The sequence below is a fragment of the Burkholderia aenigmatica genome, from assembly GCF_048627025.1.
In the GTDB taxonomy this organism is placed as follows: domain Bacteria; phylum Pseudomonadota; class Gammaproteobacteria; order Burkholderiales; family Burkholderiaceae; genus Burkholderia; species Burkholderia aenigmatica.
Genome location: NZ_CP184469.1, coordinates 1,422,312 through 1,437,276, shown reverse-complemented (window position 1 = coordinate 1,437,276; position 14,965 = coordinate 1,422,312). Strand labels below are relative to the sequence as shown.

Here is a 14,965-nt window from a genome sequence, read left to right as displayed (position 1 = left end):
CCTCTTTTATTGGAACCGGTTCCATATATAATCCGCGGCTCTTGTTGCCGGATCCGAAAGAGGGTCGTGCACGTCGCGCTTGCTGTCGGCAAACGTGGCGTCTAAGTTGAATGAGGGTCATGAGCGATGAGGGGCAAATGCGGGCAGATGCCGGTATTTGTCAGACGATAAGGCCCGCGAGAGGTCGACCCGTGCGGTGCAGCCTGAACGGGCGCGCTGCGCGGCTGCATGAAGGCGCTGCCGCGCGTTGCACGAGCGGTGCCTGCATCGAGGTTGTTCGCAACAGACGAAAGAACAGGACGGCCAGCCGCGTGCGGCATGGCTGCCATGCCGGATGTGCCGCATGCGGAGTGCGCGCGTCCGGGCCCCGATCCCCAACGATCAACATCCGACCATGTCCACGCCACCTGACAAACCCAACTCGCGCCGCCGTTTCCTGCGCACGTCGGTCGCGCTCGTGCCGATCGCGTCGGTCGCCGGCTGCGACCTGCGCTCGTCGTCGCAGTCCGCGACGACCGGCAACGCGCCCGGCGCAGCGGCCAATGCCGAACGCGCTCCGTACAAGCCGACCTTCTTCGATGCGAAGGAATGGGCGTTCGTCCAGGCCGCCGTCGACCGGCTGATTCCGGCCGACGCCGAAGGCCCCGGCGCGCTCGAATCGGGCGTGCCCGATTTCATCGACCGCCAGATGGAGACGCCGTATGCGCACGGCGCGACCTGGTACATGCAGGGGCCGTTCCAGCAGGGCGTGCCCGAGCTCGGCTACCAGTTGAAGCTGGTGCCGCGCGACATCTACCGGCTCGGCATCGCGGCGGTCAACCGCTATTGCGAGAAGACCCACGGCAAGGCGTTCGCGGATCTCGACGCGCCGACGCGCGACACCGTGCTCGGCGCGCTGGAGAAGGGTGGCGCGCAGATCGACGACGTGCCGCCCGGCGTGTTCTTCGGCCAGCTGCTGCAGAACACGCGCGAAGGCTACTTCTGCGATCCGGTGCATGGCGGCAATCACGACATGGCCGCGTGGAAGATGATCGGCTTTCCGGGTGCGCGCGCGGACTTCATGGATTTCGTCAACCAGAGCGGCAAGCCCTATCCGTACGGCCCCGTCTCGATCAACGGGGAGCGCAGCTGATGGCCGCAGAGAAAAAGCCGCATGTCGATGCGGTGATCGTCGGCTTCGGCTGGACCGGCGCGATTCTCGCGAAGGAACTGACCGAAGCGGGCCTGAATGTCGTCGCGCTCGAGCGCGGCGAGTATCGCGACACCTATCCGGACGGCGCGTATCCGAACACGATCGACGAGCTGACCTACAACATCCGCAAGAAGCTGTTCCTCGACCTGTCGAAGACGACCGTGTCGATCCGTCACGGCCTGCAGGACACCGCGCTGCCGTACCGGCAGCTCGCCGCGTTCCTGCCGGGCGAAGGCGTGGGCGGCGCGGGGCTGCACTGGTCGGGCGTGCATTTCCGGATCACGCCGGAAGAGCTGCGCCTGCGCAGCCACTATGAAGAGCGCTACGGCAAGAAGTTCATCCCGGAAGGGATGACGATCCAGGACACGGGCGTGACCTACGACGAGCTCGAGCCGTATTTCGACTTCGCCGAGAAGGTGTTCGGCACGTCGGGGCAGGCGTACAAGGTCGGCGGCAAGGTGGTCGGCGACGGCAACGTGTTCGAAGCGAATCGCAGCGACAACTTCCCGCTGCCCGCGCAGCTCAATACCTATTCGGCGCAGCGTTTCTCCGATGCGGCCAAATCGCTCGGCCTGCATCCGTACCGGCTGCCGTCGGCGAACACGTCGGGCCCGTACACGAACCCGTACGGCGTGCAGATGGGCCCGTGCAACTTCTGCGGCTACTGCAGCGGCTACGCGTGCTACATGTACTCGAAGGCGTCGCCTAACCTGAACATCCTGCCCGCGCTGAAGCAGGCGCCGAACTTCGAGCTGCGCTCGAAGTGCCACGTGCTGCGCGTCGACCTCGACGACACTAAGAAGCGCGCGACGGGCGTGACCTACGTCGACCCGGCCGGGCGTGAAGTGCACCAGCCGGCCGATCTCGTGATCGTGGCCGCGTTCCAGTATCACAACGTGCACCTGCTGCTGCTGTCGGGCATCGGCAAGCCGTACGATCCGATCTCGGGCGAAGGCGTCGTGGGCCGCAATTTCGCGTACCAGAACCTGTCGACGATCAAGGCGTTCTTCGACAAGGACACCTACACGAACCCGTTCGTCGGCGCGGGCGGCAACGGCGTCGCGGTCGATGACTTCAACGCGGACAACTTCGACCACGGCCCGCTCGGCTTCGTCGGCGGCTCGCCGCTGTGGGTGAACCAGGCCGGCGTGAAGCCGATCAGCGGCATTGCGACGCCGCCTGGCACGCCGCAGTGGGGCTCGGCGTGGAAGAAGGCCGTCAAGGACAACTACGCGCACACGATCTCGATGGACGCGCACGGCACCAACATGTCGTACCGCGACGTGTATCTCGACCTCGATCCAACCTATCGCGATTCGTACGGCCAGCCGCTGCTGCGGATGACGTTCGACTGGAAGGACAACGACATCAAGATGGCGCAGTACGTGACCGGGCAGATGAAGAAGATCGCGGAGGCGATGGGCCCGAAGGCGATCGGCGTGTCGACGCGCGAGTTCGGCAAGCACTTCGATTCGCGCGCATACCAGACGACCCACCTCGTCGGCGGCGCGATCATGGGCACCGACCCGAAGACGAGCGTGCTGAACCGCTACCTGCAATGCTGGGACGTGCACAACGTGTTCGTGATGGGCGCATCGGCGCTGCCGCAGGGCATCGGCTACAACCCGACCGGGATCATCGCGGCGCTGGCCTACTGGTCGGCGCGTGCGATCCGCGAGCAATACCTGAAAAATCCCGCGCCACTGGTGACCGTATGAAGACGACGATGAACCACAACGTCGCGCGCCGGATGTCGCGCGCGCTGGCGGCCGGTGCGGCCTGGGCCGCGTTCGGCTTCGCGGGCTCGACGGCCTTCGCGCAGCCGGCAGCGCCCGCGGCGGCTTCCGGCCCGGCGGCCGCACCCGCGGCCCAATCCGCCGACGCGGCCCTGATCAAGCGCGGCGAATACCTCGCGCGAGCGGGCGACTGTATCGCGTGCCACACCGCGAGCGGCGGCAAGCCGTTCGCGGGCGGGCTGAAATTCGATACGCCGATCGGCGGGATCTATTCGACGAACATCACGCCGGATCCGAAAACGGGCTTGGGCGGCTGGACGGTCGAGGACTTCACGCGCGCGGTGCGCGAGGGCGTGCGCAAGAACGGCGACACGATGTATCCGGCCATGCCGTTCCCGTCCTATGCACGCCTGACCGACGACGACATGAAGGCGCTGTACGCGTACTTCATGCACGGCGTCGCGCCCGTCGAGCACGAGAACCGCGCGGTCGACATCGTGTGGCCGCTGTCGATGCGCTGGCCGCTCGGGATCTGGCGCAAGATGTTCGCGCCGACGCCGAAGCCGTTCGACGCGGCGCCGTACACCGATCCGGTGGTCGCGCGCGGCGCGTATCTCGTGCAGGGTCTCGGCCACTGCGGCGCGTGCCATACGCCGCGCGCGGTGACGATGCAGGAGCGTGCGCTGACGGATGCCGGCGGCCTCGACTTCCTGGCCGGCGGCGCGGCGATCGACGGCTGGGTGCCGACGAGCCTGCGCGGCGAGCCGCGCACGGGCCTCGGCACGTGGACGGAAACCGAGATCGTGCAGTTCCTGAAGACGGGCCGCACGCTGCGCACGGCCGCGTTCGGCGGGATGACGGACGTGGTCGGTCACAGCATGCAGCACATGACCGACGACGACCTGAACGCGATCGCACGCTACCTGAAGACGCTGCCGCCGCGCGTGCAGGGCGAACAGCCGCACGTGTACGACGCGGCTGCCGCGAAGGCGCTGCAGACCGGCGACGCAAGCAAGCCGGGCGCGGCCGTCTATCGCGACAACTGCATGGCCTGCCACCGCAGCGACGGCCACGGCTACACGCGCGTGTTCCCGGCGCTCGCCGGCAACCCGGTCGTGCAGGGCGACGATCCGACTTCGCTGATCCACGTCGTGCTGGAAGGCAGTGCGCTGGAGGGCACGCGCACCGCGCCGTCGACCTTCACGATGCCGCCGTTCGGCTGGCGCCTGTCGGACCAGGAAGTCGCGGACGTGTCGAATTTCGTGCGCACGAGCTGGGGCAACACGGGGGCGGCAGTGACGGCCGCGCAGGTCGCGAAGGTGCGCAAGAGCGTGCCGTCGACCCGGCCCGAACCGCCGCCGGGCGCGCGCTTCCCGCAAGCGTCGCGCTGACGGGGCGGCGGGGCGCCAGCCCCGCCTGTCCGATGTGCTTCAAGGCGCCGCGCACCCGCGCGGCGCCTTTCATTGCGCCGGGGTTGCACCCCGCAAAGGCGCGCCACCGCGTGAAATTTTCGCGGTGGCGCGCCATTTTTCCGCCTCATCCCTTATCCTTCGTTCTTGAACCTTACTAAATAGTTACAAGAACTCGGGAGGGGGGATGCCTCATGACGTCAGCCTGATTGCGTTGCTCGCGGCCGGTTTCGGTCTCGCGATGGTCTTCGGTTATTTCGCGTCACTGCTGAAAATGCCGCCGCTCGTCGGCTATCTGCTCGCCGGGATCGTCATCGGTCCCGGTACACCCGGTTTCGTCGGCGATCTGTCGCTCGCGCAGCAGCTCGCCGAAGTCGGCGTGATGCTGCTGATGTTCGGCGTCGGCCTGCATTTCTCGCTCGGCGATCTCCTCGCCGTGCGCAAGATCGCGCTGCCGGGCGCGATCGTCCAGATTACGGTGGCCACGCTGCTCGGCGGCGGGCTCGCGCTCACCTGGGGCTGGAGCGTCGGTGCGGCGCTCGTGTTCGGGCTGGCGCTGTCGGTGGCGAGTACCGTCGTGCTGCTGCGCGCCCTCGAAGGGCGCGGGCTGGTCGAGACGGTCAACGGGCGCATCGCAGTCGGCTGGCTCGTCGTCGAGGATCTCGTGATGGTGCTCGTGCTGGTGCTGCTGCCGCCCGTCGCCGGGCTGCTCGGCGGCACGCCGCCCGGCGACGCGCATGCGGCCGGCGGCAGCGTGTGGAGCACGCTCGGCGTCACGATGCTGAAAGTCGCGGCGTTCATCGCATTGATGCTGGTGGTCGGCAAGCGCGTGTTTCCGCGCATTCTGTGGCTCGTCGCGCGCACGGGCTCGCGCGAGCTGTTCACGCTGTGCATGATCGCGGCCGCGGTCGGCATCGCGTTCGGTGCGGCGAAGCTGTTCGACGTGTCGTTTGCACTTGGCGCGTTTTTCGCCGGGATGATGATGCGCGAGTCGGAATTCAGCCGGCGCGCGGCCGACGAGACGCTGCCGCTGCGCGATGCGTTCTCGGTGCTGTTCTTCATTTCGGTCGGGATGCTGTTCGACCCGAAGATCCTGCTCGCGGAGCCGCTGCACGTGATCGAGGTCGCGGCGATCGTGCTGGTCGGCAAGACGCTCGCGGCGGTCGCGCTCGTGATCGCGTTCCGCTATCCGCTGAATACCGCGCTGACGGTCGGCGCGGGTCTCGCGCAGATCGGCGAGTTCTCGTTCATCCTCGCGGGGCTCGGCCGCGCGCTCGGGCTGTTGTCGGCCGAGGGGCAGAGCCTGATTCTGGCGGTCGCGCTGATCTCGATCGCGATGAATACGCTGCTGTTCGCGATGATCGATCCGGCGCTCGCGTGGATCCGCAAGCATTCGGCGTTCGCGCGCAAGCTCGAGGCCCGTGACGATCCGCTCGCCGCGCTGCCGATGTCGACGCCGCAGACGCACCTGACCGGGCAGGTCGTGATCGTCGGCTACGGCAAGGTCGGCACGCGGATCGCGCACGCGCTGGACGAGCGCGGCATCGCGTATGTCGTCGTCGAGCAGAATCGCGAGCTCGTCGAGAAGCTGCGCGAGGAAGGCGTCGCGGCCGTGTCGGGCGATGCGATCGAGCCGATCGTGCTCGTGCAGGCACATATCGCGCGCGCCGGGATGCTGGTCGTCACGCTGCCCGACGTGTTCGACGTGCGGCAGATCGTCGAGATCTCGCGCACGCTCAACCCGACGCTCGAAGTCGTGCTGTGCACCAACAGCGGCGACGAGGCCGCGCTGCTGTCGAACGAGGGCATCGGCACCGTGTTCATGGGCGAGACCGAGCTCGCGCGCGGGATGACCGAGCACGTGCTCGGCCGGATGGTGAAGCCGGCTGCGGCCGCGCATTGACCGCACGCGGCATCGCGCCGCGCACCGGCAGGGCGCGGCGGCCCAGGCGGCCGCCGGCCCCGCGTACCGCTTCACGATCAGTAGAACGTCTCCAGCGTCAGTTCCTGCGCCATCACGCGATTGCCGGCCAGCAGGCCGCCGTCGACGGGCAGCGCGACGCCCGTGATGATCCGTGCGGCCGGCGAGCACAGGAACAGCGCGGCCTGTGCGACGTCGTCCGGCGTCGCGAAATCGTCGAGCGGATACCACTTCCTCAATTGCTCGAACACCTGCGGGTTGCGCTGCACGCGCGCTTCCCATGCGGGCGTCTTCACGGTGCCCGGCAAGACGATGTTCGCGCGCACGCCGTCGCGGCCGTATTCGATCGCCAGCGATTTCGTGTAGCTGATCAGCCCGGCCTTCGCCGCGCTGTACGCCGGATGCCCGAGCGCATGCACGCCGTTGACCGAACCGATGATCGCGATCGCGCCGCGCCCGCGTGCGCGCATGCCGGGCAGCACGGCTTCGACGCTCACGTAGGTGGCCGTCAGGTTCGCGTCGAGATCCGTGCGCCAGGTGGCCGGCGTCGTGTCGCGCAGCGTGGTCGATGCGGCCGTGCCCGCGTTCGCGACGAGCACGTCGACTTGCGGATGCGATTCGAGCATCGAACGCAGCCGCTCGGCGTCGGTCAGGTCGTCGACGACCGGCGTCGCGCGCGCGTCGCCGAGCGTATCGAGGAAGCGGCTGAGCGCCGCGCGGTCGCGATCGAGCGCGAGCACGCGGTCGCCGGCCGCGAGGAAGGTGCGGCACAGCGCCTGGCCGATGCCGCCGGCGGCGCCCGTCACGAGGGTGGTGCGTGTCATGTCGGCTCCTTGAGGTGGCTCACAGACCGAGCGCGGCGCGCGCCTGTTTTTCGTTGTCGCGCGTGATCAGCGTGCCGGACGTCAGCACGAGCGGCGGCGGCGCCTGGTTCTTCGTGATCCAGTCGTACATGTTGACGCTCGTCTGGTAGCCGTGCTGGCGCGGATTCAGCAGGATCGAGCCGTAGAAGCCCGTCGGCTTCGGCTTCGCGAATTCGTTGAGCGCGACCTGGCTGCCGTTGATGCCGACCGCGACCATCGCGTCGGCGCCGATGCCGCGCCCCTCGGCGGCGCGCACCGCGCCGACCGTCGTGTCGTCGTTCGAGCCGAACGCGACCCAGCGCTTGAAATTCGCATGCTTGGTGAGCGCGATGTTCGCCGCGTTGAATGCGCCTTCGGTGTCGGCCGTCATTTCGGGCGCGTCGATCACGTTCGCGGCCGGAAAGCCGGCGGCCTTGAGCGCGTCGACCGCGCCGGTCGTGCGCTCTTTCGCGGTCGGCAACTGGTCGTACGCGATCCGGATGATGCCGACCTCGGCCGGGTTCCAGCCGCGCCGCTTCGTCTCGTCCGCGATCGCCTGGCCGACCTGCTGGCCGATCTTGTACGCGGAGATGCCCATGTGCGGCACGCCCGGGAGCGGCGCGCCGTGGCCGTCGACGAGTTGATCGTCGACCGACATCAGCTTGATCCCCGCGCGCCTGGCCTTCGCCGCGATGCCGGGGCCGAGCTTCACGTCGGGTGCGCAGATGATCACGCCTTGCGCCTTTTGCGCGGCGAGGCTGTCGAGCGCGGTCGATACTTTTTCGCCGCTCGGCGTCGCGATCTTGATCAGCGTGAAGTGCTTTTCCTTCGCCGCCTGGTCGGCGAAGCGCCATTCGTCCTGGAACCACGGATCGTCCGGCTGTTTGACGAGGAAGCCGATTTTGACGTCGGCGGGGTCGGCGGCATGGGCGGGTACCCCGCCGACCAGTGCCGCGCTCGCAATGGCCAGTGCGAGCGTCTTCCAGTGGAATCGCATGCGTCTCTCTCCTTTGTTGTAGTCGCGCACGCGGGCAGGGCTGCCCGACGCGCGGAAAAATTGTAGGAGGAGGGAGCGGGAACGCTCAAATGATGCGCGGCGTTCCTAGAAAGTGGGACGGTGCCCGATGGCGGGGGGGAGTGTGGAGGCGAGTGGTAGCCGGTGAGCCACGCGCGCCGGTTGCGGGCGCGGCATGTGGGCTGTGCGGATCATCCCGCCGCCGTGTTTGCCTGCGCCGGCGCTCTCGACGGCGCGGCAGTCTTCAGCGGCGCGGCGGTTTTCGGCGCAGCAGCCGTCCTGGTTTGTACAGCCGCTTTCGGCACCGCCACCGTCTTCTGCGGTGCAACGGCCCTCGCCGGCGGCGTCTTTTCGGGCTCGACCGGCGCGTCGGGCGGCACGCCGAGCAACTGCAGCGAGCCGCTCGTGACCGACGCGAACACCGGGCCGGCCACAGTGCCGCCGTAGTAGCCCTTGCCACGCGGCTCGTCGATCATCACCGCGACGATCAGGCGCGGGTTGCTCATCGGCGCCATCCCCGCGAACAGCGCGCGGTACTTGCCCTTCGCATAGGTCGCGCCGACCTGCTTGCGCGCGGTACCGGTCTTGCCGCCGATCCGGTAGCCATCGACGCGCGCGCGGCGCCCCGTGCCGCCTTCGCCGACCGCCATCTCGAGCATCGAGCGGATCGACGCGGCCGTTTGCGCGGACGTCACGCGGTGGCCGCGATGTGCGTCGATCGTCTGCTGGTCGGTGCCGTTCTTCAGCAGCGACACCGGATGCAGCGTGCCGTCGCCCGCATAGGCCGTGTAGGTTTGCGCGATCTGCAGCAGCGACATCGACAGGCCGTAGCCGTACGCCATCGTCGCCTGTTCGATCGGCCGCCAGCGCTTGTAGCCGCGCAGCCGGCCCGACGCGACGCCCGGGAACGTCAGTTCCGGCGCGCGGCCGATCCCGTATTCCTGGTATTTGTTCCAGATCGTTTCGGCGGGCAGGTTCAGCGCGAGCTTCGCGAGCGCGACGTTACTCGACTTCTGCAGGGCCTGCGAGACCGTCAGCGAGCCGTGGTTCGACGTGTCGTGGATCACGGCCGGGCCGATCTTGTAGGTGCCCGGCGACGTATTGATGATCGTGTTCGGGGTGACCTTGCGCTCGTCGATCGACAGCGCGACGACGAGCGGCTTGATCGTCGAGCCCGGTTCGAACGTGTCGATCACCGCGCGGTTGCGCAACTGCTGGCCGGTGAGGCGCGCGCGGTCGTTCGGGTCGAAGGTCGGGTAGTTCGCGAGCGCGAGGATCTCGCCGTTCTGCGCGTCGAGCACCACGACGCTGCCGGCCATCGCGTTGTTCTCGACCACGGCCGCCTTGAGCTGGCTGAACGCGAGCTGCTGGATGCGGCGGTCGATCGTCAGTTCGATCGTCGCGCCGTGCTGCGCCGGGACGAGCGGGCGCGTGTCCGACACGATGCGGCCGAGCCGGTCGCGAATCACCTCGCGTTGCCCGGACGTGCCCACCAGGCGCGCATTCGCCGCGAGCTCGACGCCTTCCTGGCCCTTGTCCTCGATGTTCGTGAAGCCGACCACGTGCGCGGCCGATTCGCCTTCCGGGTAGAAGCGCTTCGAATCGGCGATCTGCGTGATGCCGTCGATCGCGAGCTTGTCGAGCTTGCCCGCGGTGTCCGCGTCGACCTGCCGCTTGAGCAGCACGAACGTCTTGTCGTTGCCGAGGCGCCGCTTGACCTCGACGAGCGGCATGTCGAGCAGCTTCGAGATCTGCGGGTAGTCGGTGTCGGCAACCTGCTTCGGGTTCGCCCAGATTTCATAGGTCGACAGGCTGACGGCGAGCATCGCGCCATTGCGGTCGACGATGCTGCCGCGCGTCGCGTCGAGTTCGATCGTGCGCTGGTAGCGCTTCTGTCCCTGACCGACGTAGAACTCCTTGTTCGCGACTTGCACCCAGAAGGCGCGGCCGATCAGCGCGGCGAACGCGAGGAACACGATGATCACGATCAGCTTCGAGCGCCACATCGGCAGGCGCGACGCGAGCATGGGGTTCTTGGTCGCGGCCGCGTACGGATCGGCGGGGTGGGTCTTCTTTTTCACGCTCATGCAATGGCCGGGTCGGGCCGCCGAAGGGCGGCTAGTCAGTCTGAATAATGGGATTGTAATAAATGAGTAAACCCCGTGTGGGGAAAGTGTGTTCCGGCCCCGAGAAAAAGCGCGTGTCGGTGCGCCGGCAAGGGGCGGAATCGGGGAGGAAAGGCGGGGGTTACGGCACTGCACCGACACGACGCAGCCGGCGATGCAAGGCGGGCGATTCGCTGCGTGTCGATCCGGGCGTGTTGATCCGGGCGTGTTGATCCGGGCGTGCGATTTCGGGGATAGCCGATGCCGGCCGTCCCCGGTATGCGATCAATTGCCCGGATCGCGGTTATTTATTTGAACCGGAAAATGAAAACGCCCCGATATGGGGCGCCGTTAATGCTGAATATCGAAATGAATATCGTTGAAACCGGAATAAACCCGAAAACTGCAGACGAATTACATCGATAATTTCTATCGGGCGACGGAAATGAATTCCTGGTATTCCGGCTCGCTGGTGCAACGATCGACGGCCTGCAGCCGCCACGCGCCGGGGTGATCGCCGGCGAGTACGGCGGGGCCCTGTTCGCGCTGCGTTGCATCGAACGACAGTCCCTTCAGCTGGCACACGGCATTCCCGCCGTCGGCCGCGCAGAGCGCCATCGCGCCCTCGACATCGCGAACCTTGCCCCAGGTCGGAAGATCCATGCCCTGATGTGCCTCGCGCGACCACAGCCCCTCGTCGGTATCGACCCACAGTACCGCGAAGGAATGCCGGGTTGCCGATTCGCTGCCATTAATCCGAATGGTGAGGCGCATTGTGATCGTCTCCTAAAAAAATTGACACATTCGACCGTTTTGACTTGAACAGTCTAGATAGACTGGTGTGAAACGCAAGTGATAAACCGCAATAAATCCGTATTGAGTTCATTGCGGTTTCAGATGGAACGACGTCTGACGATTCACGGTTATTCCGGTGGCGCGCGCAAACACGCGCGCACCGGCGATCGCGGCACCGAAGGGGGCCGGGGCGATCATCGAGACATGGGATGACATGGCCGCGAGGCGCGTCGATCTGTCGCGCGCGGCCGGCCGCGTAAACCGGGCCGACCGAGGCGGCACCGTACCGTCGGAAGGCGGCCCGATCGGATGTTGCGGCGTTTTGACGGCGCGGCCGGGACGACAGACTCCGACAATCGCGTACAAATCGGCACACTTTCACGAAACTTTCGGGACAGACTTGCCTGCGGTCGGGCCCCACACTGGGATCTTCCCGATCCAGTGCCGCGGACGCCCGTCCTCGGCGGCTGCCGCCGCCTCGTGCCAGAGACGCGATCGACGCGATCGCGGGCCGCACGCCCGATCGGGACTGCCGGGGCGCGCGTCAGGCCCCGGCCCGGCCGGTGAGCCGTGCGCAGCCCGCAACCGCGGGCGTCGCGCCGCCCGGCCGACTCTTCGAAGGAGACTATCGTGCTGATCTGGAAAACCGCGTTGTCGCTCAACTGGCGGACGAGCCTCGTGTCGCCGGCCAGCGCACCGGTCGCGGCGGCGAACGTCGGGCGGCTGGTGCTGACCGGCGCAACCGGCTTCATCGGCAGTACCGTGCTGACGGCGCTCGTCAATGCGGGGCTGCTCGACCGCATCGTCTGCGTCGTGCGTGCGCAGGATCGCGGCCACGCCGTCGCGCGGCTGCGCGAGGCGGCGCTGCGAGCGGGGCTGGCGCCGTACTGGGCGTCGCGCCTGACCGATGCGAACGTGATCGTCGGTGCGCTCGGCGACGTATGGCAGGGCGCCGACGCGTCGCGCCTCGCCGCCGCGACGCACGTGATTCATTGCGCGGGCCATGCGTCGCCGGCCGACGGCGCGCACCTGCGGGCCGACATCGCCGATGCGGTGCGCTTCGCCGAACGCTTCGCACGGGCGCCGCGCCTGCAGCGCTTCGTGTATGTCGGCACCGCCTACGCGCATGCGGGCCGTGGCGGGATCGTGCAGGAAGAGACGGCGGGCGATGCGGCGAACGACGTCGCGCGTGACGAGGAAGGCCTGCCGGGCGCGGTGCTCGCGGCGGACTACCTGCACGCGAAGGCGCAGACCGAGCAGCGCCTGCGCGCGCTCGGGCTGCCGCTCGTCGTGGTGCGGCCGTCGCATGTGGTCGGCCACACGGTGCTCGGTACGCGGCCCGCGCCGAATTCGTTCTGGATGTTCCGCCTGGCGCATGCCGCGCGCCGCTTCACCGCGCGGCCGATGACGCGTATCGACATCGTGTCGGTGGACGACGTGGCGCGCGCGACGATGCTGCTGGCCGTCAAGCCGACGCTCGCGCACGACCTGTATCACGTGTCGGCCGGCGACGAGGCGCCGCAGGTCGCGCAGATCGTGCGTGCGATGGACGAGGCGGCGGGGATGACCGGTGCGCCGCGCTACGCGGCGTGCGCGCCGGCCGAATTGCCGCTGGTGGTGCGCGATGTGCTCGGGCGGACCGATCCGGCCCTCGAGCGCGTGATCGGCCGGGCGCTGCAGCGTTGCGGGGAATTCGCGACGGTCGATCGCGTGTTCGACAACCGCCGCGTGCGCGACGAAATCGATTTCGAGCCGTTGCCGTTCATCGACTACGTCGAGGAGTGCATGCGCACGTCGCGCGGCGTGGCCGTGACCGAGCTGATGCGCGGCGCAGTGCACTGATCGCCCGCGCTGCGCTGGCCCCCGTTTCCGCCGCTGGCGGGAGCGGGGGCTGTCATTACGTGTTGCCGCCGAGCTCGATGAGCCGGTCGAGCGCGCGATAGATGTCTTCGAGGCCGTCCTGGCCGAACCGCGACTCGAGCTGCTGGTACTGCTCGTCGATCCGCGGACCGATTTCCGTGACCAGTTTCCTGCTTTGCGGCGTCAGGCTGACCAACAGCCGGCGCTGATCCTCCTGTGCGCGCGTGCGCGTGATCAGGCCGTCGCGCTCCATCCGTTCCAGCACGCCCGTGAGACTCGGGCTCAGGATGCAGCAGCGTCGCGCGATCTGTCCCGCTTCGAGCGCATGCGCCGGTTCGCCGTCGAGCACGCGGATGATCCGCCATTGCTGTTCGGTCAGCGCGAATTCCTTGAGAATGGGGCGAAACAGACCCATCAGCGTTTCGCGGGCCTCGAGCAGCAGCATGGCCAGGTTGCGATGGTCGAGCGTACGGTTCATCGGGGTGAGCAGTGGACGGGGACGCATCAATCTTAACAGCCGCCGGTAGTGAATTTCGCATATCAGGGTAATCGAGGTTGCCAGCGCCCGATTGTTTACTTAAGATGTTAACTATTGACGATGCGCCGCGACGCGCGGCAGGGGAATGACGCATGGAGCTGTCTTGCACGACCGCCGCGGCGCCGCCGTTGCCGGTTGCCATCGGTACTGTCTACGGTGCGCTGCTCAACGAGCGCGCGGCGCTCGACGCGCTCGGCGATGCCGTGAACGCGCCGCCTTACGGCCGCCCGCCGCAGGCGCCGATCCTGTACATCAAGCCCGCCAATACGCATGCGGCCGACGGCGCGGCCGTCGTCGTGCCGGCCGGCGTCGACGCGCTGGAGATCGGCGCGTCGATAGCCGTCGTGTTCGCCCGGCGCGCGACGCGCGTGGCGGCCGCGCAGGCGCTCGACTACGTACACGGCTTCACGCTCGCGAGCGACGTGTCGGTGCCGCATCCCGATTACTACCGTCCGGCCGTGCGCTTCAAGTGCCGCGATGGTTTCTGCCCGCTGGGCCCGGCCATCGTGCCGGCCGCCGCGCTGGGCGATGTCGACGCGATCGGCCTGACCGTGCGGATCGACGGCGCGGTGGCCGTGTCTGCCTCGACTGCCACGCTGATTCGCCCGGTGCGCGAGCTGATCGCCGACGTGACGGCCTTCATGTCGTTCGACGCGGGCGATGTCCTGCTGCTCGGCGTCGCGGGCGGCGCACCGCGCGCCCGCGCGGGCAGCACGATCGAGATTTCGGCCGCCGGCATCGGCACGTTGCGGCATACGCTGATCGCGGAGGACGCACGATGAAAACCGCACGCGTCATTTACAACGGCGCCCTGCATGCGGCCGAACCGGCCGGCGACGGCGCGATCCGCCTCGATACGGGGCGCGTCGTCGCTGAAGAGGGGGTCGCATGGCTGCCGCCCGTCGCGCCGCGCACGACGTTCGCGCTCGGCCTCAACTATGCCGACCATGCGAAGGAACTCGCGTTCAAGGCGCCGAGCGAGCCGCTGATCTTCCTGAAGGGGCCGAACACGTTCATCGGCCACCGGTCGCGCACCGTGCGCCCGGCGGATGCGACCCACATGCATTACGAGTGCGAGTTGGCTGTCGTGATCGGCCGTCCGGCGCGCAACGTGAGCCGTGCGCAGGCGATTGACTACGTAGCCGGTTACACGGTCGCGAACGACTACGCGATCCGCGACTATCTCGAGAACTACTACCGCCCGAACCTGCGCGTGAAGAACCGCGACACCTGCACGCCGCTCGGGCCGTGGTTCGTGAGCCGCGACGAGATCGGCGACGCGGGCGACCTGACGCTGCGCACGACGGTGAACGGCCAGGAGACGCAGCGCGGCAGCACGCGCGACATGATCTTCGACGTGCCGGCGCTGATCGAGCACATCAGCGGCTTCATGACGCTCTCGCCGGGCGACCTGATCCTGACCGGCACGCCCGAGGGGCTGGCGGATACGAAGCCGGGCGACGAGGTCGTGACCGAGATCGAAGGGATTGGCCGGCTCGTGAACACGATCGTCGGCGAAGCAGACTACTATCGCGCCGGCTGAGCCCGTCGC

The 14,965-nt window shown here is 67.8% G+C and carries 12 protein-coding genes; 7 read left to right on the top strand and 5 right to left on the bottom strand.

All coding sequences use genetic code 11. From position 1 onward, the window contains the following. Positions 1-394: 394 nt before the first annotated feature. The 4 genes from ACN8ZM_RS23500 (at position 395) to ACN8ZM_RS23485 (ending at position 6,240) form a co-directional block, all read left to right on the top strand. Complete coding sequence (locus ACN8ZM_RS23500; protein WP_420212530.1) at positions 395-1,132, top strand: gluconate 2-dehydrogenase subunit 3 family protein; 738 nt, start codon at positions 395-397, stop codon at positions 1,130-1,132. Then, positions 1,132-2,910, top strand: a complete 1,779-nt coding sequence (locus ACN8ZM_RS23495; RefSeq protein WP_043183504.1) for a GMC family oxidoreductase — start codon at positions 1,132-1,134, stop codon at positions 2,908-2,910. Before ACN8ZM_RS23500 ends, ACN8ZM_RS23495 begins: the two co-directional genes overlap by 1 nt. Further along, positions 2,907-4,319, top strand: coding sequence for a c-type cytochrome (locus tag ACN8ZM_RS23490; RefSeq protein ID WP_301766556.1), 1,413 nt, complete (start codon positions 2,907-2,909; stop codon positions 4,317-4,319). The genes ACN8ZM_RS23495 and ACN8ZM_RS23490 overlap by 4 nt, the downstream gene beginning before the upstream one ends. Before the next feature lie 205 nt (positions 4,320-4,524). After that, positions 4,525-6,240 (top strand): cation:proton antiporter, encoded by a 1,716-nt coding sequence (locus ACN8ZM_RS23485; RefSeq protein ID WP_043183507.1) that lies wholly within the window; start codon positions 4,525-4,527, stop codon positions 6,238-6,240. 77 nt (positions 6,241-6,317) lie between these two features. Here ACN8ZM_RS23485 and ACN8ZM_RS23480 read toward each other — a convergent pair whose 3' ends face one another. The 4 genes from ACN8ZM_RS23480 to ACN8ZM_RS23465 all read right to left on the bottom strand — a co-directional run bounded on the left by ACN8ZM_RS23480 (position 6,318) and on the right by ACN8ZM_RS23465 (position 10,994). Next, positions 6,318-7,082, bottom strand: coding sequence for an SDR family oxidoreductase (locus tag ACN8ZM_RS23480; RefSeq protein ID WP_089453118.1), 765 nt, complete (start codon positions 7,080-7,082; stop codon positions 6,318-6,320). 19 nt (positions 7,083-7,101) lie between these two features. Further along, positions 7,102-8,097: an arabinose ABC transporter substrate-binding protein gene (locus ACN8ZM_RS23475; protein WP_089453117.1), complete on the bottom strand. Its 996-nt coding sequence runs from the start codon at positions 8,095-8,097 to the stop codon at positions 7,102-7,104. A 209-nt stretch (positions 8,098-8,306) separates the two neighbouring features. After that, complete coding sequence (locus ACN8ZM_RS23470; protein WP_420212528.1) at positions 8,307-10,202, bottom strand: peptidoglycan D,D-transpeptidase FtsI family protein; 1,896 nt, start codon at positions 10,200-10,202, stop codon at positions 8,307-8,309. Between the two features lie 447 nt (positions 10,203-10,649). Further along, positions 10,650-10,994: a DUF3564 family protein gene (locus ACN8ZM_RS23465; protein WP_043183513.1), complete on the bottom strand. Its 345-nt coding sequence runs from the start codon at positions 10,992-10,994 to the stop codon at positions 10,650-10,652. Positions 10,995-11,645: 651 nt separating this feature from the next. Here ACN8ZM_RS23465 and ACN8ZM_RS23460 point away from each other — a divergent pair. Further along, the gene (locus tag ACN8ZM_RS23460; protein WP_420212527.1) at positions 11,646-12,857 is read left to right on the top strand and encodes an SDR family oxidoreductase; all 1,212 of its coding nucleotides are present in this window, start codon (positions 11,646-11,648) and stop codon (positions 12,855-12,857) included. Positions 12,858-12,912: 55 nt separating this feature from the next. On the opposite strand, the gene hpaR is transcribed toward ACN8ZM_RS23460, so the two are convergent. Continuing rightward, on the bottom strand, positions 12,913-13,353 hold the full coding sequence (gene hpaR / locus ACN8ZM_RS23455) for a homoprotocatechuate degradation operon regulator HpaR (RefSeq protein WP_043183515.1): 441 nt from the start codon (positions 13,351-13,353) through the stop codon (positions 12,913-12,915). 152 nt (positions 13,354-13,505) lie between these two features. Between hpaR and ACN8ZM_RS23450 the strand changes: the two genes are divergently transcribed. Continuing rightward, a complete protein-coding gene (locus tag ACN8ZM_RS23450; protein ID WP_420212526.1) occupies positions 13,506-14,195 on the top strand; it encodes a fumarylacetoacetate hydrolase family protein in 690 nt (229 codons plus the stop codon). Next, positions 14,192-14,956, top strand: coding sequence for a fumarylacetoacetate hydrolase family protein (locus ACN8ZM_RS23445; protein ID WP_301766550.1), 765 nt, complete (start codon positions 14,192-14,194; stop codon positions 14,954-14,956). Before ACN8ZM_RS23450 ends, ACN8ZM_RS23445 begins: the two co-directional genes overlap by 4 nt. The last annotated feature ends 9 nt before the right edge of the window (positions 14,957-14,965 follow it).